The sequence below is a fragment of the Collimonas humicola genome (genome assembly GCF_018304945.1).
GTDB lineage: Bacteria > Pseudomonadota > Gammaproteobacteria > Burkholderiales > Burkholderiaceae_D > Collimonas > Collimonas humicola.
The window spans coordinates 1-18,765 of record NZ_JAGQEE010000006.1 but is presented as its reverse complement, the minus strand read 5'-3'; the positions used below and the strand labels follow the sequence as shown (position 1 = coordinate 18,765).

The following is an 18,765-nucleotide window of genomic DNA, read 5'->3' as shown; positions in this document are numbered from 1 at the left end:
CAATTTCCAATTTCAATAAATAAAATCTATCATCTGTCTCACGGTAATCAACAAAACACCCTTCCCGGAACAACTGAGAGAGAGCACACCATGGCAAACCAAGACAGCAACAAATCAGTCACTATCGAAAATCTGGAAGCCGCCTTTGCCGGTGAATCCATGGCCCATATAAAATACCGCTATTTCGCCAAGCTGGCGCGCGAAGCCGGCGCCGATGACGTCGCCAGGATTTTTGAAGATACAGCGGACCAGGAAGTCATGCACGCCTTCGGCCATCTCGACCTGCTGTATCCGAAAGCACAGCTGACGCCGGCCAAATCGCTGGAAATCGCGATTGAAGGCGAGACTTACGAATACACTGAGATGTATCCGAAATTCCGCCACCTGGCGGTTGAAGAAGGCAACCAGGCCGCGGTCGCCGAATACGACGAGCAGATTGCCGAATCGAAAGAGCATGCAGAGAATTTCAAGCGCACCCTGGAAAAGGCGGCCAAGCGTTTCGCCGCCCTGGCCAAGGTGGAAGAGCGCCATGCCAATCATTACCAGCAAGCGCTGGATGCATTGAACGCTGCGTAACTCCGCGTAACCCATATAAGCAGCCTGGCGGCGGGGCAAAACGCCGCCGGGACGGAAAACCGACACAACACACACAAATAGGAAACAACATGAAAACTTACCAATGCATCGTTTGCGGCCTGATCTATGACGAAGCGGCCGGCTGGCCGGAAGACGGCATCGCCGCCGGCACCAAGTGGGAAGACGTGCCGGCGACCTGGGAATGCCCGGATTGCGGCGTCGCCAAGGCCGACTTTGAAATGGTTGAAATCTAAGCATATGTTGTAGAATCAGCGGCCGCAGCGCAAGCGTCTGCGGCCGCCGGCAAGACACCCTCAACCACATTCCACCGCTGAATCTTCACCGCTATCATTCCCAGGACATCCATGAAACCCATTATCATCATCGGCGCCGGCATGGCTGCTTATACGCTGGCACGTGAAGTGCGCAAGCTGAACAAGACTGCCGCCCTGCTCATCATCACTGCCGACGATGGCGGTTTCTATTCCAAGCCGATGCTGTCGAATGCTTTCGCGCAAAAGAAACTGGCGGCCCAGCTGATCTCGCACAGCGCGGTAGCCATGGCGGAACAGGTCGGCGCCAATATCATGACCAAGACCCGGGTCAAGCATATCGATACGATAGCCAAGGTGGTGGACACCAGCAGCGGCGCTTTCGAATACGAGCAGCTGGTGATCGCGGTCGGCGCGCAAGCGATCCGGCTGGGCATCGCCGGCGACGCCGCCGAGCGCGTGCTGTCGGTCAACCATATCGACGATTACGCCACCTTCCGCGAGAAGCTGCTGCCGGACGTGCAGGCATCGGCGCGCGTGGTCATCCTCGGCGCCGGCCTGATCGGCTGTGAATTCGCCGACGACCTCGCCGCCCACGGCCACCAGGTGATGCTGATCGATCCCAACAGCCTGCCTTTGGCAGCCCTGGCTGCGCCGCCGCTGTCGCAAGGCTTGCACGCCGCCCTCACCGCGCGCGGCATCGACCTGCGCCTGGGCACCACGGCCAGCAGCATCGACCACGCCGACGGCGCGCTCAAAGTCACGCTGGCCAATGGCGATAGCGTAGTGGCCGATGTGGTCCTGTCGGCCGTCGGCCTGCGCCCGGACCTGACGCTGGCGCAAGCCGCAAACCTGGCCAGCGGCCGCGGCATCCTGGTCGATTCCCATGGCCGCACCAGCGCGCCGGATGTCTATGCGCTCGGCGACTGCGCCGAATACCGCATCGACGGCGAAGGCCGCACCAGCCCGCTGCCGTATATCGCCCCGATCCTGACCGCGGCGCGGGCGATCGCCAAGACCTTGAATGGCGAAGACACCGAAATCGATCTCAAGCATTCGCCGGTGATCGTCAAGACTCCGAGCTATCCGCTGGCGCTGGTGCCACCGCCTGCGCATGCGGTGGCAACCGGCCGCTGGGAAACCGAAGTCGATGGCGGCACCACCATTTGCCGCTTCTTCGATGCGCAAGGCGTGATGCTTGGTTTCGGCGTGGCGCCGCAGGAAGCGAAGATCAGGCAAGCCTTGATGGCGGCCCTGGGGACCAAGCCTTAAGCAACTCACTTGCTTCCCGGCAGATGAAAAAAATCCACGAATATTGTCGTGGATTTTTTTTTGCGCCGCCCCGGCAATGACCGCTCGCCGTACTACGCGAATTCCGCAATCAGCTCGACTATCTCTGCGCCATAGGTTTCCAGCTTCTTCTCGCCGACGCCGCTGACGCCGCGCAGATCGTCCAGCGAAGCCGGCTGCGCCTTGGCGATTTCGCGCATGGTGGCGTCGTGGAAAATCACATAGGCCGGCACATTGTGCTTGCGCGCGGTTTCCACCCGCCACCAGCGCAGCTTCTCGAAGATGGCCTGCTCCTGCGCCGACAGATCGGTTTCGACATAGCCCTTGGATTTGCCGCTGCTGCGCTTCTGCTTGACCGGCTTCTGGTATTGCCGCAGCTGCACCGGGTGCTCGCCCTTCAGCACCGGCCGCGCGGCGTCGGTCAGCTTGAGCGCGCTGTAGGCTTCGTGGTCGACCGTGATCAGGCCGAGCGCAATCGACTGCCGCAGAATGGCGCGCCATTCCGCTTCGCTGCGGTCACTGCCGATACCGAAGGTGGAGAGCTGATCGTGGCGCCACTGCTTGATCTTATCGGAATCGATGCCGCGCAACACATCCATCACGTGCATGGCGCCGAAACGCTGGTCAACCCGGTAGATGGTCGACAGCAGCTTTTGCACCACCACCGTAGCATCGAAGGAAACCGGCGGATTCATACAGGTATCGCAGTTGCCGCAGCGTTCGGAACTCTGGCCGAAATAGTCCAGCAGCCGCACGCGCCGGCAATGCAGGGTTTCGCAGAGGCCGAGCATGGCGTCCAGCTTGATGCCGAGCACGCGCTTGAAAGTCTCGCCGGCTTCCGATTCATCGATCATGCGGCGCTGCTGCACCACATCCTGCAGACCATACGCCATCCAGGCATTGGCCGGGCCGCCATCGCGGCCGGCGCGGCCGGTTTCCTGGTAATAGCCCTCGATGCTTTTCGGCAGGTCCAGGTGGGCGACGAAGCGCACGTCCGGCTTGTCGATGCCCATGCCGAAAGCGATGGTGGCGCACATCACGATGCCGTCTTCGCGCAGGAAACGCCCCTGGTTCTTGGTGCGCTGCGCGTAGTCCATGCCGGCGTGATACGGCAAGGCGGTGATCCCCTGCTGCACCAGGAATTCCGCGGTTTCTTCCACCTTCTTGCGCGACAGGCAATACACGATGCCGGCGTCGCCGACATGCTCGCTTTCGATGAAATCAAGCAGCTGCTTGCGGCCGTTGCCTTTTTCTACTATCTGGTAGCGGATGTTGGGGCGGTCGAAGGAAGAAACAAAACGCGCCCCGTCTTCCAGCTGCAGGCGCAGCGCGATTTCTTCGCGGGTCTGCTGGTCGGCGGTGGCCGTCAGCGCAATCCTCGGCACTTGCGGAAAGCGCTCGTGCAAGATCGACAGCTTGATGTATTCCGGCCGGAAATCATGCCCCCATTGGGATACGCAATGCGCTTCGTCGATGGCGAACAGGGCGATCTTCGACGACTCCAGCAGCTCCAGGCAGCGCGGCGTCAGCAGGCGCTCCGGCGCTACGTAGACGAGGTCGAGGTCGCCGTTGCGCACGCGGCGCTCGATCTGCGCCGCTTCTTCGTAGGTCTGGGTTGAATTGAGGAAGGCTGCGCGCACACCAACTTCCGCCAGCGCATCGACCTGGTCCTGCATCAGCGCGATCAGCGGCGACACCACCACGCCGACGCCGTCGCGCAACAGGGCCGGGATCTGATAGCACAGCGACTTGCCGCCGCCGGTCGGCATCAGCACCAGCGCATCCCCGCCGCTGGCTACATGGCTGACGATTTCAGCCTGCTGGCCACGAAACGAGGGATAGCCGAAGACCGTTTGCAGTATATGCAATGCTTGCGGATCGGCCGATGCTGCTTGTGCTGAATTTGGCATTAAATACGTTGACTTTGCTTTACTTGATTTAACTTAGGAAACCGTTGTTGACCGCCAGCAGCAGGAAAATCCCGAGGGCGATGCGATAGACGATGAACGGCCAGGTAGAGAATTTTTCCAGGAATTTCATCAAACCCCAGATCGCGCCGAAGGCGGAAACGCTGGCCACCAGCAGGCCGAAAATCAGCAGCATCCAGGTTTCCAGCGGCATGTGCAGATGGAACAGCACCAGCAGCTCTTTCAAGCCGGCCAGGGCAATCGCCGGCAAGCCGAGCAGGAAGGAGAAGCGCGCTGCTTCCTCGCGCTTGAAATTCAGGAACAGGGCAGCTGTCAGGGTCGAACCGGAGCGCGACACGCCTGGAATCAGGGCGCCGACTTGCGCCAGGCCGACGATAATCGCATCGCGCAAGCGCATTTCGCCGACGGTGCGGCGATGCTTGCAGCTGACTTCCGCCAGCGCCAGCAGCACGCCCATGGCGATACAGGCATAGCCGATCACGCTCAGGCTGCGCAGCGGCGAACCGCAAGCGTTCAGCACGTGCGACAGCGCCAGGCCGGCAATCCCGATCGGGATGGTGGCCAGGATGATCGCCACGCCGAGACGGAACGACGGACTGCTGAAATCGCGCTGGCGCACCGCATTGATGCTGCCCATTGTGACTTCGCGCACATCGCGCCAGAAATAGCTCACCACCGCCGCCAGCGCCGCCAGCTGCATCGCCGCCGAGAACGCCGAGCCCGGATCATGCCAGCCCAGCACTGCCGGCACGATGCGCATATGCGCGGTGGAAGAAATCGGCAATAACTCAGAGATGCCCTGAATCACGCCCAGAATCGCGACCTGTAAATAGTCTAGCGATGCAAACCCGATATCGGTACCAGCGGAACATACACTTGCCACAACATTCTCCTGTTCAGGATTGGATGATTACAATTTTTTACTGTACTAAAAACCGGTTCAGCACTGCCTTCCCGGATGGCGTCAATGCACCCAGCTGACCCAGCCGGTATAACCCGTCACGATCACCACCAGGCCGAAGACGATGCGATACCACGCAAACGCGGTGAAATCATGGCTGCTGATATAACGCAGCAGCCAGCGCACGCACAGGAAAGCGGAAACGAAGGCCGCCGCGGTGCCGATCGAAAACAGCGGGATATCGCTCGCCGACAGCAGCGCGCGGTCTTTATACAGGGAATAGATGGTGGCGGCAAACAGGGTCGGGATCGCCAGGAAGAAGGAAAATTCGGTGGCGGCCTTGCGCGACAGCCCAAACATCATGCCGCCGATAATCGTAGCGCCGGAGCGGCTGGTGCCGGGGATCAGCGCGAAAGCCTGGGCGAAGCCGATCTTCAAGGCGTCCAGCGCCGTCATGTCGTCGACCGAATCCACCCGCGCGACGCTGCTGCCGGCCTTGCCGAGGGCGTTGTTGCGGCGCTCGACCCAGAGAATCACGAAGCCGCCGACGATCAGCGCAATCGCCACCGGCAGCGGCGCAAACAGCTTTTCCTTGATCATCTTGCTGAACAGCAGGCCCAGGATCGCAGCAGGCATGAACGCAATGATCAGGTTGAGCACCAGCTTGCGCGCCTTGGGATCGCTGGACAAGCCGCGCAGCACGGCGGCAATGCGCGCGCGGTATTCCCAGCAGACCGCGAAAATGGCGCCGGCCTGGATGGCGATTTCGAATACTTCAGCTTTCTCGCGGCCGATATCGGCGGTAAAGTCCAGCAGGCTGCCGGCCAGGATCAGGTGACCGGTGGACGAGATCGGCAGGAACTCGGTAAAGCCCTCGACCAGGCCCATGATCAGGACTTTTAACGCGAGAAATATATCCATGTAGTGTGGGAATGATAAGAAAGTAATAAGAGAGTAAGAAAATAGCGCGGCAGGACGAATGATACCGTTGCGGCCGTAAGCCTGTAACGAACGTTTTCTTAAAGAAAGCGCACTATTTTACCGGTTCGAAGGTAACCACCAGGTTTTCCGGCCTGGTGGCGATGCGGGTCGGCATGAACGCCACGCCGGCATAGCGCAGGTCTTCCGGCTTGAAAGTATACAGCGGCAGGCTGGCCAGCAGCTGGCGCGCCAGCAGATTGCCGACCTGCGTGACCTGTGCGGCATAGCTGCCGTCCAGGCCATTCAATGCCAGGCTGTCCAGTTTCGGTTCGGCCAGGGTTACCGCATTGTGCGGGTTGTCCAGGGTCAGGATGCCGGAGATGGCCATCGTACCGCTCCACGACTTGCCCAGCAGCGGCAGCGCCACCGTGACGTCAGTATTCATGGCCAGGCGGTTCTGCTCAGGCGGCAGGGCGAGCACGGCCCTGCTGGCGGTAATCTCGAAAATGCCCAGGTAGCGCTGCGAAAACGGCAGGCGCTTGTCCACCGATTGCTGCAGTTTGGCCAGCGGGAAAGCGACATCGCGCGGTCCTATCAAGGCGGCGCAGGACGCCAGCAGCAGTGCGGCAGACAAGGCCAGCAGCAGGGAAACAGCCCTGCCAGACATAGACCGGTTTGATTTCATTCAGATTTCCTTGTTTTCGGGCAATAGGCAAATGCGGCAGCGAGATGCAACCGCGTCGATTCTACCCCGCTGTCAATTGCTCAAGCGTTGCCAGGTAATGCATCGCTTGCTCGCGCGAGCTGCCGCACATGTCCGGAGCAGGCTGCAAACTGGCGCACACCGCAGGCCGTTCCGGGCTGCCGAAAATCCGGCACAGGTTGGCCGGATCCAGCTGAATGCAGCGCACGCCTGCCGGTTTGCCATTCGGCATGCCGGGAATGGCCGAGGAGATCGACGGCGCCGTGCAACAGGCGCCGCAATCGGGACGGCAGCTCAAGCCCGGCGCGCTCATGCGGAGGCCTCGGCGGTCAGTGTGAATTTAACAAACATGGGAAGGTGTGCAGCCGGCAGCAACGCAGATTGAAGCAAAGGCTGGATTCTACTTGCATTCGCGTTTTGCATCACCCTTTGCACAATAGCGGAATGCTGCTGCGCTCATGCCGACCTGCCAACTGTGACAGTGACGCCGAAACGAAAGAAGCAGTGTAATGACCGTTCTCAACTCAAAAAGGAGTCGGTATGAAAATTCGTCACATCGCTTGCGGACTGGCTTTTCAGGCGCTTTGCCTGGGCGCGCACGCCGAGGCCAGGCATGGCGCGGTGGAATTTCCCATTGCACGGCAACTGAACTGCTACAAGGCCCAGGATTTCAACTGGCCGGCAGACGGCTCGGGCATCAAGAATCCTGCCTGCAGGGCTGCTTATCAGGAAGTGTATAAAAAACACGACAACAATCAGAGTCAGGCCACAATCCAGTTCAATCAATGGAACGAATACGCCAAGAACATTCCGAATTACAACGATTTTGAGGAAGTCAAAAAAGCCATCCCTGATCATCAGTTGTGCTCCGCCGGCAACAGCGTTCCCGGCAACGACAAATCCGGGATGGACCTGCCCTCGCCTGACTGGCATACCAGCACCGTCACCAAGGACCAGAACCAGGCGATGCGCCTGAAATTCAAGGCCACCATGGCGCATGATCCCAGTTTCTGGGTGATTTATCTTTCCAAGCCGGGCTACGACCCGACCAAGGCCAGCCTTACCTGGAACGACCTGGAAGAAGTCGGCCGCTTCGACGACGTCAAGCCGGTGGCCGGTTACTACGAGATGAATGTGGATCTCAAGGACACGCTGGGCAAACGCGTTCTGTATACCCGTTGGCAGCGCGTTGACTCGGCCGGAGAGGGATTCTACAACTGCAGCGATGTCAATATCGTTGCCAGCGCCGCGAAAAAGTAAGGCGGCGAATCCGCACAGGCGGCTGGCCGGAATCCACGGCCTCAGGCATTCCCGCCGGCAGCCATGAAAATCCTCGCAGCACAATCCAACCTGACGGAGAACAAGCATGTCTGATTTTGTACAGGTAACCAATGAAGATCGCCGCCACGAGGCCTTGCAGAAGGGCTTCAATCTGCGCTTCCCTGCCGCTCCCGATGCGGGCGCCGGCAGCATTTACGTGTGCAAGACCTGGCAGGAAACCTTGCAGGCTGCCAATGCTGCGCTCAAAAACGGCAATCGCATCACGGTGCGCAGCGGCGGCCATTGCTACGAGGGCTTCGTCTCCAACAAATTATCCGCAGGCGAAAAACTAGCCATCATCGACGTCGGCCTGATGACCGGCATGGATTACTCCCGCAACGAAGACCTGGCGTCCCAGGTCCTGCCGGCCAATCCGGCCCGGTACAAATTCAGGGTGTCCGCCGGCAATCAAAACTGGGACGCTTATGTCGACCTGTACAAGCGCACCGGCAAGACGCTGCCGGGCGGCACCTGCTATTCGGTCGGTTCCGGCGGCCACATCGTCGGCGGCGGCTACGGCTTGCTGTCGCGCCTGCATGGCCTGACCGTCGACTGGCTCGCGGGCGTGGATATCCTGGTGCCCGACAGCACAGGCACAGGGCTGACAGCGAGGCACGTGAACCTGGCCTCCGACGGCGTCGAGCGCGACCTGTTCATTGCCTGCCGCGGCGCCGGCGGCGGCAACTTCGGCATCATCCTGAACTATTACTTCAAGGATTTGCCGGAAGCGCCGAAAGAAGCTTACTTCCTCGCCTTGAGCTATGCCTGGGACGACCTCCAGCAAGCCGGCGGCGCCAGCGCGCTGAAACGCTTGCTGGATACTTATGGCGAATGGTTCGCGCGGCACGACAGCGAGTGGAATGCGCCGCACAACGGCAACGGCGGCCTGTTCACCCTGTTCAAGCTGAATGCGCGGGCAGCCGGCAATATCGGCCTGGTGATCCAGTACACCGACGTCGACGGCAATGTCGGCAACGGCAAGGACGGTCCGTTCATCGATTTTGTCAACGCCATGACCCATATCCCCGGACTGCCCGCGCGCCTCAACGATGCCTTCATGGAACCGAATATCGCGCCGAAACGCCACAAGAATGCAGGCATGGATATGCGCGTCCAGGATGCCATCAGCAATGCGCGCCGCATGGACTGGATTGCGCTGACGCAGATGTTCAACGGCTCCGGCGACAACCGCCGCGGCAAGTACAAATCGAGCTATCAGGTCAAGCCGACGCTGGCGGCGCCGGTCGCCGGCAGCGACCAGCTGTGGGAAGTGCTGTACGTCTACGGCAACGATCCGCGGCTCAACGCCTCGCTGGTGCAGATCGACTCGTATGGCGGCGCCGTCAATGCATTCATGGGCAGCCATGAAACCTGCGTACCGCAGCGGGAGTCGATCTTGAAAAGCCAGTTCCAGACCTACTGGACCGATGCCGCCGACGATGAATTCCACATGGCCTGGCTAAGCCGCCTGTACCATGCCTACATCCTGGCTTATACGCCCGAAGCCGGCTCCGGCAAGCCCTACCCTTCGCGCGACTGGCAAGGCTGCTACATCAATTATCCCGATATCGACATGAAATACAGCGACCCGGCACACACCAGGGTCGATCCGCAATGGCCTGCCCTGTACTACATGGACAAGGCGCAGTTCCTGGTTGCGCTGAAACAGAAAATCGATCCGGGCAATCTGTTCCGCCACGAAATGTCGATTCCCCTGCAAATGCCTTGACGGCCGGCGCGTTCAAGCTGCGGCAGGCAAAGGCCGGATTCACCGCAATCCGGTCATCCGGTCTTCGCTACCAGCCCCAGCGGCAGCGCCGTGGTGGATTTGATCTGTTCCATCGAGAATGCCGATGACACGCTATGCAACTGCGTGATCTTGATCAATTTTTTGTAAATGGCGTCATACCCCTGGATGTCCGTCGTGACGACTTTCAATAAATAATCGACATCGCCGCTCATACGGTGGAATTCCTGGACTTCCGGCAAGGCCATCACCGCCGCCGCGAACTTCGACAGCCATTTCTCGTCGTGCTGGCCGGTGCGCACGCTGACGAACACTGTCACCGGCAAACCGATCTTCTCGCGGTTGACGATGGCGACGCGGCGCTCGATATAGCCCTCTTCTTCCAGCCGTTTCAGGCGTTTCCAGCATGGCGTGCTGGACAGGTCGATCTTTTCGCTGAGTGCGGCGACGGACAGGCTGCCATCGATCTGCAGCGCCGCCAGAATGGCGTGATCAAACTTATCAAGTGTGTTCATGCTGTTTTGTAATATATATAGGTATAAATATTCTCCATTTTAGCAAAATTCCGGTATTTTTAGAATGTCTTCATTCATCGGAAACAGTAGACTATTGACAAGCTTACTGTCCGATGAAAAACGATGACTGAAATATATCTCGATGCCAACGCCACCACAGCAGTCCTGCCCGCCGCGATTGACGCAGCCGCCCGGGCGATGAAAGAATGCTTTGGCAACCCAAGCAGCAGCCATGCCACCGGCATCCGGGCCAAGACCCTGATGAGCCAGGTGCGCCAGCGCGCCGCGCGCCTGCTCGGCGCCGGCGACGGCCGCCTGATGTTCAACAGCGGCGCTACCGAGGGCATCCAGACCGCGGTGCTGTCCGCGCTGTGCGCCTTGCGTGAACGGCAGTCGGCCGGCCAGCGCATCGGCAAGTTTTTGCTCTACGGCGCCACGGAGCACAAGGCCGTGCCGGAAAGCCTGATGCACTGGAATCGTTTGCTGGGATTGAACCTGGAATTGAAGAAACTGCCGGTCGACCAGGATGGCCAGCATGACCTCGAAGCCCTGCGCCTGCTGGCCGGCGATGCTGCGCTGGTATGCACCATGGCTGCCAACAATGAAACCGGTGTCATCTCCGAGCTGGCCCAGATCGAAGCCATATTGCAGCAAAGCGGCAGCGACGCTTACTGGCTGGTCGACTGTGTCCAGGCGCTGGGCAAGATGCAGCTGGACTTGGCGGCGACACGCATCGACTATGCGACGTTTTCCGGACACAAGCTGTATGCGCCAAAAGGCGTAGGCATGCTGTACGTCCGGCCGGGAGCGCCTTTCACGCCATTGATCATGGGCGGAGGCCAGGAATCCGGACAACGCTCCGGCACCGAAAACATGGCTGGCATCGCCGCCCTCGGTGCGGTCCTGGGCGCCCTGGAAGACGGCGTCACCTTCCGCAGCCACCAGCAGCTGCATGGCTTCCGTGCACGCCTGATCGCCAGCCTGCGGCTTGCCTTTCCCGACATCGTGTTCAATCAGCCGCTGGAAAAGACCCTGCCGACCACGCTCAACTTCTCCGTGCCGGGGCTGGCCAGCAAGGAATTGCTGGACCTGTTCGACGCCGCCCAGCTGCGGGTCAGCTCGGGCAGCGCCTGCTCCGCCGCCAAGAGCGCCCCCAGCTATGTGCTGGACGCGATGCAGCTGCCGCTCTGGCGCAGCAGTTCCGCGATCCGCATGTCGTTCGGACCGCTTGCCGACGATGCCTTCATCAGCGCTGCCTGCGCGCGCATCGAACATTGCGGCCTCGCCTGGCGCCAGGGCGCTGCCGCCGCGCCATCGGCTGCCGCCGACCCGGTAGTCCGCTTCAACCTGGACGGCGCCAATGCCTGGCTGGTGGCGGATGACGCCAGCCGCAGCTGCGTCATCATCGATCCGTCGGCATTGCTGGCGCCGCGGCTGACCGCTTATGTGCGCAACCACGGTTATCAGCTGCGCGCCATTCTCAGCACCAAGGCACTGCCAATGCAGGACAGCGCCCGCTGCGAACTGGCCCGGGCCCTGGGCAGCGATGCCGGACCTGGCGCTGGCAACGATGCCTTTGGCTGGCCGGCACCGGGCAGTTCCGAGCTGAGACTGGGTGAACGGAAATTCCTGTGCAAGAGGCAGGGTGAGCACCAGGCCTATTTGCTGGGAAGCGCCGGAGAAGAACCGTTTGCGCCGCATTTTGCCTTCATCGGCGAATTGCCGGCGGCGGCGATCGAGTCCACGCTGATCGAGCCGGACACGCTGTTATGCCCGGCGCGCGATGAAACCGGCCGGCTGTGCACCAGCCTGCGCGCGGAGCAAAACCCTGCGCATGAAGAAAGCGCCAGCGGCATGCACCTGGAAGCTGCCGCACTTGCGCAATTCCTTGCCGCCCATCCGGGGGCACTGCTGGTTGACGTGCGCGAAGCTTATGAACATGCGGCAGGAATGACTTCGGCGCCCGGCCAAACGGTCCTGCATGTGCCGCTCAGCCGCCTTGCCTCTCATCTGAGTCTATGGCTGCGTGGCGCTCCCGTGCCTCTGGTGTTTTTCTGCCGCAGCGGCAACCGCAGCGACAAAGCCGTCGCTTGCCTGCGCCGGCTCGGCTACCGGAACGCCTGGCACGTCAGCGGCGGCCTTGCCCTGGGCAATCCGGTGCTGAGGCTGGACTATCCCAAGGCAGCCTGAAAACAGCCGTTTTACACTGCCTGCGGCCTTTGCTTCAAAGACCGCGGGCGGCTTCCTTGCCCCGCCCCAAAATTCCCTCCCATTATTTCGTCAGAATAAAGTCTTGAATGAGATCTCAACCAAAACAAGGACTTACAATTCTAAATAAGACAAACGATATAACATTGGGCCTTGAACATGATGAGAAGCCCGCCGGTTCTGCTAATGCCAAAATAATATAATTCCAAACAGGTTTCGGGTCATAGCAACGTTTCTATGTTAACAACTTCCGAGCGGGGCTGCCATTTTCCTGAATTCAAACTAGATAGTCGCCCCGGGGGATTACCCCGTCATGCTCCAGGCCGACGGGCACGTCGGAATGCTGACAGGAACGTTGGCTCGGTCAGTTTGTTTTTAAGACCTGCGGAAAAATATGGTGGCAATAGGGCGGAGCGCGATTCCCGATCTGTACCCGTAGCGAGTAAGACTCTTTCAATCATCGAAAAATTGCTCGTCACATCTACGGTGTCATCTTGACCTGTGGAGCGGGCCTCATTGCTTAGCATTTGTTCTCTGTCCAAGTTTTCGAATTATATATTAGGTGAACCATTATCCAACTGAGAGGATGATGTACTCAACTGAGAGGATGATGTACTCAACTGAGAGGATGATGTGCTAAACTGAGAGGGTGAATTTTCACTATCCTCAATGAGGGCATAGTCATCCAAATCAATCTCCCCACTTTCATCATTCAAAAGATCGGAAAGGGAGCCTTGAGTGGTGGTGTTCATCATGTCATCTTCACTCTCCTCAATGAGAGTATATTCATCCAGGTCAATCTCCACACTTTCATCCCCCAATGGTTCATGTGTGGCGGATGGTATTCTAATAAGCGTTACAATTGGAGTGCTGGACAACAACTTATACGGTGGACCACTACTAATGTCGTAGGTGCGTCTCTGTCCGCGGACCGCATATTTACCCGGCGCAAGTCCAGTACGAGTGCTACCAGGAAATGCCCGAAGATAATTGGATCGACAGAAATTAGCAGTAAATGTGGTGGGGGGATTAGGGAGTGTCTTCAGTGTCTTAATTACGCTTTCAAAAGTCGGTTCGTTTACTTCGCTATACCAGCGATTTCTGATCGTTACGATATCGTATTTCGTCACGCCCGGTGCTCCTTGCCCAACCAGCGTTCGATTATGAGTTAAAGCCCCTGCAATACCAGCCTCAGTGTCATTCTCGTAATGCATCAATTTATAATTCCGAACTCGTCCTTGTTGGGAGGTCCCCCGCGCATTATATTCAGTTACAGGTGGAGGGTGTGAGCTACCAGGGGACCTAGGATTTGAGCGTTGATTCCAATCTATGCGAGTGGATCGCGCCGTCACGACTGAATGTGGCCTTGCACCAGTATTTGGCACGCCGACACCAGCATCGATTAACTCATCGCCATGAGGGGCCCGAAATTCTATGGTTTCTCCCTGACGTACTCGCATTGTATTCGTATGAGGGTAAAATCCGCCATGAGCGCTCACCTCGACCTTTCCAGCCGGGTCCCCTTTAACGGAGTACACTATGACATCCCTACCGACATACTTCCTGGTGACTTCCTGTTTTACGCCCGAATAAGTTGTCCGCGTATGAATAATTTGTTCTGTCCCATCTCTGAGAATTGGATTAGTTCCCAACCTTCTAGGATGCTGATGATTAGCGTTAAGCAAACCTCTAGTGTGTGATCCTCCACTTCTCCCTTGGCCTTCCGTACCCCCGGACATCGTTCCACGTGCGCCTTCCCACGGCTCTTCCGTTACTCGCGGTATTTCTTTAATTGGCATATCCTCGGGCATCGTTCCACCCGCACCTGGCCATGGACCTGTTTTACTCCCATCCGATCGAGGTTTTGAAAGCGGATTATCCTGACCGTAGAGATCACGTCCGAGAGTACCCCGAATGGGTTTGCCGCGCATATCACCCAGTGGTATACGCGATCCTGCCCAACTCCTCCCTCCCCCTAGCCCACTGGGCTCCTTCCTTATAAAGCCCTGGTTTGTATGTATTATTTCTGGGCCAGTATGAGATGGCTGGCCAGGTACTCGAACTCTTAACGTTCTGCCTCCATGCCTTGCGTCCAGTTCGAAAATTCCATCGTTCCTTCTAAGATATATTTTTCCGTCTTTTGTAAATAAATTTTTCGGGGCATTGACAGAATTATAACCAAATGGCTGATAGCGTTGTGCGTCGGATAGGTCGACATTAACACTGTTTTGAGGCCTGAATGGCGTATTACTCAGAATGGATTGGCTCCCCTCAGCCATACTCTGAAGCCCATTGATATTACCAGTTCTCGTGAATGCGCGTCGTGTATACCCGACACCCGCACGAGCCGCTCTGACCAAATCCAGTGGAGGAAACGCTTCACTGGCTAGCTGTGTTGCCATTCCCTTTAGCGCTTCACGAAGCCCAGGCGCAGCGGCCTGTGCGCCCCGACCAATCATTGCCTGCATGGCTCGCGCACTAGCGGGCCTGCCGTTACGAAGTACGCCTGACGTTGCCCTGCCAGCTCTTGCTAGGCCAGTACGGCCCGCAGCACCAACAGAGAATAATCCAAATAAACTCATTAAATCGTTATACGAATCTTCATCGCTGTGTTTATAAGTCGGATCTTTAGAGGAGCGGCTCCAGCGCTTATAAAAAGGGATTATCGCATCACGAAATTTTTCCCAACTATTCAGCTTAAAATTCTGTTCCCTATGTTGAGCTACTGTGCTGCGAAGGTAGGCTGAGTTCAAAGTATCTAGCTTTGTTTTTAAATTACCATTACTTTCAATTGTTGCACTGAAATTATACTTACCTCGGCTTGATTCACCAGGTCTCTTAGTTTTATTAAATGATTCATATCCACCTTGAGTGCTGACATCATCCAGTGAGATTTCTTCACGGAACAGGCTCTCCAGTTTTATCCCCGATTGGGGATCAATTGTCCCATTTAGCATGTTCTCCAATTCAGTTTCAGTAAAGGTATCCTTCACTTCTTTCAGGAATACCGATCCGCCTACTGAACTGTAGATAAAATAACGTCCGCTATCGGTCTTAAATAAATGAATATCACCAGTCGCAGGGTGATTCCTTTCTACTCTCTCGTAGCTATAAGAGGATTTGTTTTCGACATAAACCGGCACCTTCATATTTATTTTCACACTTTTACTGACCGAGCGATTCATATCAAAGCTATTGATACCAGATTGACTTCCCAGCAGCTGGGACGTCCTTTTAGCCACATCATCAAGATTATTTTTAATGTAATCAGCATACTGCTTGAAATATTTTTCATCCGTTCCAGATTCTTCGCGAGATTTAAAGTTATCGGTGATTGAATCTGCGTTACCGAATATATGTTTCGAGACTGCGGTCTCATAATCCGTAATCACTTCCTCGCGGAGTGCGAATAAATCAAGAGTCGTTCCCGTCGTCAGGGTAGAAATCTGGTTTTGAAAACTGGAGTCCGTTGCAAGCTTCCAATTCAATGCAGTAGCGAAAACAAAATCATTTTGTTGCTCAATAGTCATATTTTTATAAATGGAATTCACTGCCTCCAGTAATTGATGCTGGTCGGTTGTAGTTGATGAAATGCCAGTTCCCCCCGCCAGATTCGGGTATTTATTCAAGAAATAACGAAGGGCATCTGTTTTAGCTTTGGCAAAAGAGGTATCCTCTGCAGGCGAACCCGCCGACAATGGCTTGCTGGTTCTAAATGTAACAATATCATTAATAAAATTTTTCTCTTCATCAATCCACAACTCATTATTAAGCATCTGCTGGGTCGAAAGATCAGGGCTTCTTAATTCTGTTTCTATTTGTGAAATTTCTCCAGGCCGGTCGTTATCGCTCATTGTTAGCAATCTATTTATTTCAGCACGATCCAATGCAGTGTATGGATGATGCTTTCCATAAGCAAAAAACGCTCGAGTTTCTGCAGGATTTTTGTGGATCCGACTCAGGAGTTGATGACGCTGTTGTAATTGCAAGTTTTTATCAAGGGTCTCTACAGGAACCAGGGCATACTTGACGACATAATTCTCATCATCCACCCAGAAAATATTATCCTCGACGTAATTCGAGGGGACAATCTTTCCCTGAGACAGTTCACCAACCCGAAGATGACTGGCACGCTTATTAATTTCGTCACCCAATTTCTCTCCATCTGGGTCTTGAATAGCTGGGACCTCCAGCCTCTCAATTAATGTACCGCTATTTTTATCTTCAACCCAAACAACCAGTCGCTCATCAGAGTATGGCGGGCGCGGAAAAGCCAATCTGGATGGAGTTGTCGCCCCGGTGCCACTGGCTGGAACTCGCCATTGCACGTTATTCCGTGCTGGCAGAGCCGCAGCTGTTCCTCCTTTGACGACTTGCCATTCCGCAACTTCACCGTTCGTGGTCCACAAATAGTTACCACCAGCAGTTTTCAGGCCAATGGGCGCTGTCGGATTCTGACTATCAATATCCCCTACCCGAGCGCGTTCCATGACGCTGTTTATTTTTGAGGCAACATAAGTCGGCCATTTACTCTTATCGAGATTCTCAGCAGGAATGGTAATTTCCGTATACTCCACAAGGCCCTGTCCATCTGTAACTGATACCAGTATTTTTTCACCAGCAACCAGATCTCTTTCTCCTTGTAAGGAAAATGTCTGCTGATTATCAGACTCCCAGATTTTTGTCCCCTGAATATGCGTTTTTTCTACCACTTTTTTACCAGACCCGTCCGGGGAACTCACTTGCGGCGCCTGCTGCTGAGCACCTCCTTCAGCACCCGATGCATCCTCGCCAAGCGCTTCATTTCTTACCGGAGCTGTTATAGTGTTATCAGTTGCATTCACGAACTCAAAATTTGCAGTTGAAACCAGGCTATTTTGTCCGGCGACAAATATATTACGACCATTCTTAGGTATGGCACCTGATTCAATAACAGGCTGAGTACTATTATAACTACTTGTTATATGAGAAATGCTAATACGTTTATCCTCCGGAAGGGTATTCATATCAGCTTCTATTTGTTCAAGAATATTTTTATGCCACACCCCGTCGCTGTTGATATCATTGCCACTTCCTTGTGGGAAATATGTTTTAGAAAATAAAACATTCCCTTGTTTATCCTTAAGGGTGAATAAAAATCCCTTTCCTGATGGAAAATCAGCCGGCGACCTGGGGTCACGAAGCAGACCCACCACTCTATTGTCTCTCTGAAAATTAACGGGCCATTTCTTAAAATCGCTCACCCACTTAAAATAATCAGATCCTGAAATCATTTCATCATAAATAAAATATTGTTCAGCAAGATAAATTTTAAGATCTGTGTCAAAATCATTTGCAAAGCTACGCGAGGAAAACCATTGACCTCTTGAATACCGAGTGAGGCCGGCAAGCCATCCGACCAATTCATCACGCGATGCACCGGATATTTTATTACCATCAAAGGTGGTCCAGTTGGCGGCACTTGCCCTGGTCGGCGGCTCGGAAGATATTTTCTTGGCAGGAGCAGAGGGTCTACTCCGGGCAGAGGCAGTGTTTTTAAAGCTTGTGGTTCCCGACGAGGGGCCTGAAATGAGGTATAATTTCCCCTCTTCCCTTTCGTCTGCTGTAGCCAGTGGTGTACCCATTACCTTATCGGTCAATCCCATTGCCCGGGTCAGGGCAGTCTCGTGCTCCGTGGTAAGACCCAGTATCAGACAAATGGCCTCCATCACCAGCGACAACAGACTCCTGCCTTCTGTATCTATGGCGCTCAGATGGTCGATGAAGTCGCTGTTGCCGGAGTACAGCCCGGCCACGAACTCATCCATGTCTTTCAGGTAATACAAAGTATTTTTATCAGTACCCTTATAAGCGTCCTTTGCTTTCTTGCGCAGGGTATCGAGCTGCGCGACCTGTTGCCCCAGCTCTGACGACGGGTTCTTCAGTCCGTACCGCAATTTATGTGCGGTCAGACTGTGGGTCATTTCGTGCATCTTTTCCCAGTCCGACGCATCAGCGCTCAGTTTTATCCAGCGGCCGGACAGGTCATAAAAGCTACGGTCGTTGAGATTCGACTGCCACAGCCGAATATCCTCAACGCCAGGCTGTCTCAGCAAGCGCGCAGCGAGTGCCCGAAGCTTCGGGTCAGAAGAGTCGGCCGCCATACGCGACAGCTCCTCTCTGGCATTCAACGGTCTGAGCGTTTCTCCGTGTGTCGCTGTAGGGCCCTCGTCACTGACTGACGTAGCAGCTTCCTCTCCCTTTTCTTCCAGCGCGGCATCGAGCGATGCACTGACATACGCTTTCATTGCCTCTCTGCTGCCTGCACCCAGTGCGAGCCAGGGAGCCTCCCCCACAATCTCCTTCGCTATTTTTTCCGCCGCACCAATCAGCCCTCCCTCGTAA

Annotated in this window: 13 protein-coding genes; 6 read left to right on the top strand and 7 right to left on the bottom strand. The window is 56.0% G+C overall.

Going from position 1 to position 18,765, the window contains the following annotated elements; genetic code table 11:
• Positions 1-90 precede the first annotated feature (90 nt).
• From KHU30_RS17525 to KHU30_RS17515, 3 genes are all read left to right on the top strand, one after another.
• Positions 91-576: a rubrerythrin family protein gene (locus KHU30_RS17525; RefSeq protein ID WP_211443922.1), complete on the top strand. Its 486-nt coding sequence runs from the start codon at positions 91-93 to the stop codon at positions 574-576.
• A gap of 89 nt (positions 577-665) precedes the next feature.
• Positions 666-830: a rubredoxin gene (locus KHU30_RS17520; protein ID WP_038485925.1), complete on the top strand. Its 165-nt coding sequence runs from the start codon at positions 666-668 to the stop codon at positions 828-830.
• A gap of 111 nt (positions 831-941) precedes the next feature.
• Positions 942-2,120, top strand: a complete 1,179-nt coding sequence (locus KHU30_RS17515) for an FAD-dependent oxidoreductase (protein ID WP_211443921.1) — start codon at positions 942-944, stop codon at positions 2,118-2,120.
• A gap of 92 nt (positions 2,121-2,212) precedes the next feature.
• On the opposite strand, the gene recQ is transcribed toward KHU30_RS17515, so the two are convergent.
• The 5 genes from recQ to KHU30_RS17490 all read right to left on the bottom strand — a co-directional run bounded on the left by recQ (position 2,213) and on the right by KHU30_RS17490 (position 6,904).
• A complete protein-coding gene (recQ, locus tag KHU30_RS17510; RefSeq protein ID WP_211443920.1) occupies positions 2,213-4,048 on the bottom strand; it encodes a DNA helicase RecQ in 1,836 nt (611 codons plus the stop codon).
• A 28-nt stretch (positions 4,049-4,076) separates the two neighbouring features.
• Positions 4,077-4,949, bottom strand: coding sequence for an undecaprenyl-diphosphate phosphatase (locus KHU30_RS17505; RefSeq protein ID WP_211443919.1), 873 nt, complete (start codon positions 4,947-4,949; stop codon positions 4,077-4,079).
• 81 nt (positions 4,950-5,030) lie between these two features.
• Positions 5,031-5,888, bottom strand: coding sequence for an undecaprenyl-diphosphate phosphatase (locus tag KHU30_RS17500; RefSeq protein ID WP_211443918.1), 858 nt, complete (start codon positions 5,886-5,888; stop codon positions 5,031-5,033).
• 112 nt (positions 5,889-6,000) lie between these two features.
• A complete protein-coding gene (locus KHU30_RS17495) occupies positions 6,001-6,555 on the bottom strand; it encodes a DUF1439 domain-containing protein (protein ID WP_211443917.1) in 555 nt (184 codons plus the stop codon).
• A gap of 79 nt (positions 6,556-6,634) precedes the next feature.
• Complete coding sequence (locus KHU30_RS17490; protein WP_230411225.1) at positions 6,635-6,904, bottom strand: YkgJ family cysteine cluster protein; 270 nt, start codon at positions 6,902-6,904, stop codon at positions 6,635-6,637.
• A gap of 227 nt (positions 6,905-7,131) precedes the next feature.
• On the opposite strand from KHU30_RS17490, the gene KHU30_RS17485 reads away from it, so the two are divergent.
• Both KHU30_RS17485 and KHU30_RS17480 read left to right on the top strand, forming a co-directional pair.
• Entirely contained in the window at positions 7,132-7,851 is a 720-nt protein-coding gene (locus KHU30_RS17485; protein ID WP_211443916.1) for a lytic polysaccharide monooxygenase, read from the top strand.
• A gap of 106 nt (positions 7,852-7,957) precedes the next feature.
• Positions 7,958-9,640: a BBE domain-containing protein gene (locus tag KHU30_RS17480; protein ID WP_211443915.1), complete on the top strand. Its 1,683-nt coding sequence runs from the start codon at positions 7,958-7,960 to the stop codon at positions 9,638-9,640.
• A 53-nt stretch (positions 9,641-9,693) separates the two neighbouring features.
• Here KHU30_RS17480 and KHU30_RS17475 read toward each other — a convergent pair whose 3' ends face one another.
• A complete protein-coding gene (locus KHU30_RS17475; RefSeq protein ID WP_211443914.1) occupies positions 9,694-10,173 on the bottom strand; it encodes an Lrp/AsnC family transcriptional regulator in 480 nt (159 codons plus the stop codon).
• A gap of 123 nt (positions 10,174-10,296) precedes the next feature.
• On the opposite strand from KHU30_RS17475, the gene KHU30_RS17470 reads away from it, so the two are divergent.
• Positions 10,297-12,363, top strand: a complete 2,067-nt coding sequence (locus KHU30_RS17470) for an aminotransferase class V-fold PLP-dependent enzyme (protein ID WP_211443913.1) — start codon at positions 10,297-10,299, stop codon at positions 12,361-12,363.
• A 569-nt stretch (positions 12,364-12,932) separates the two neighbouring features.
• Here KHU30_RS17470 and KHU30_RS17465 read toward each other — a convergent pair.
• Positions 12,933-18,668: a putative adhesin gene (locus KHU30_RS17465; RefSeq protein ID WP_211443912.1), complete on the bottom strand. Its 5,736-nt coding sequence runs from the start codon at positions 18,666-18,668 to the stop codon at positions 12,933-12,935.
• Between the last annotated feature and the right edge of the window lie 97 nt (positions 18,669-18,765).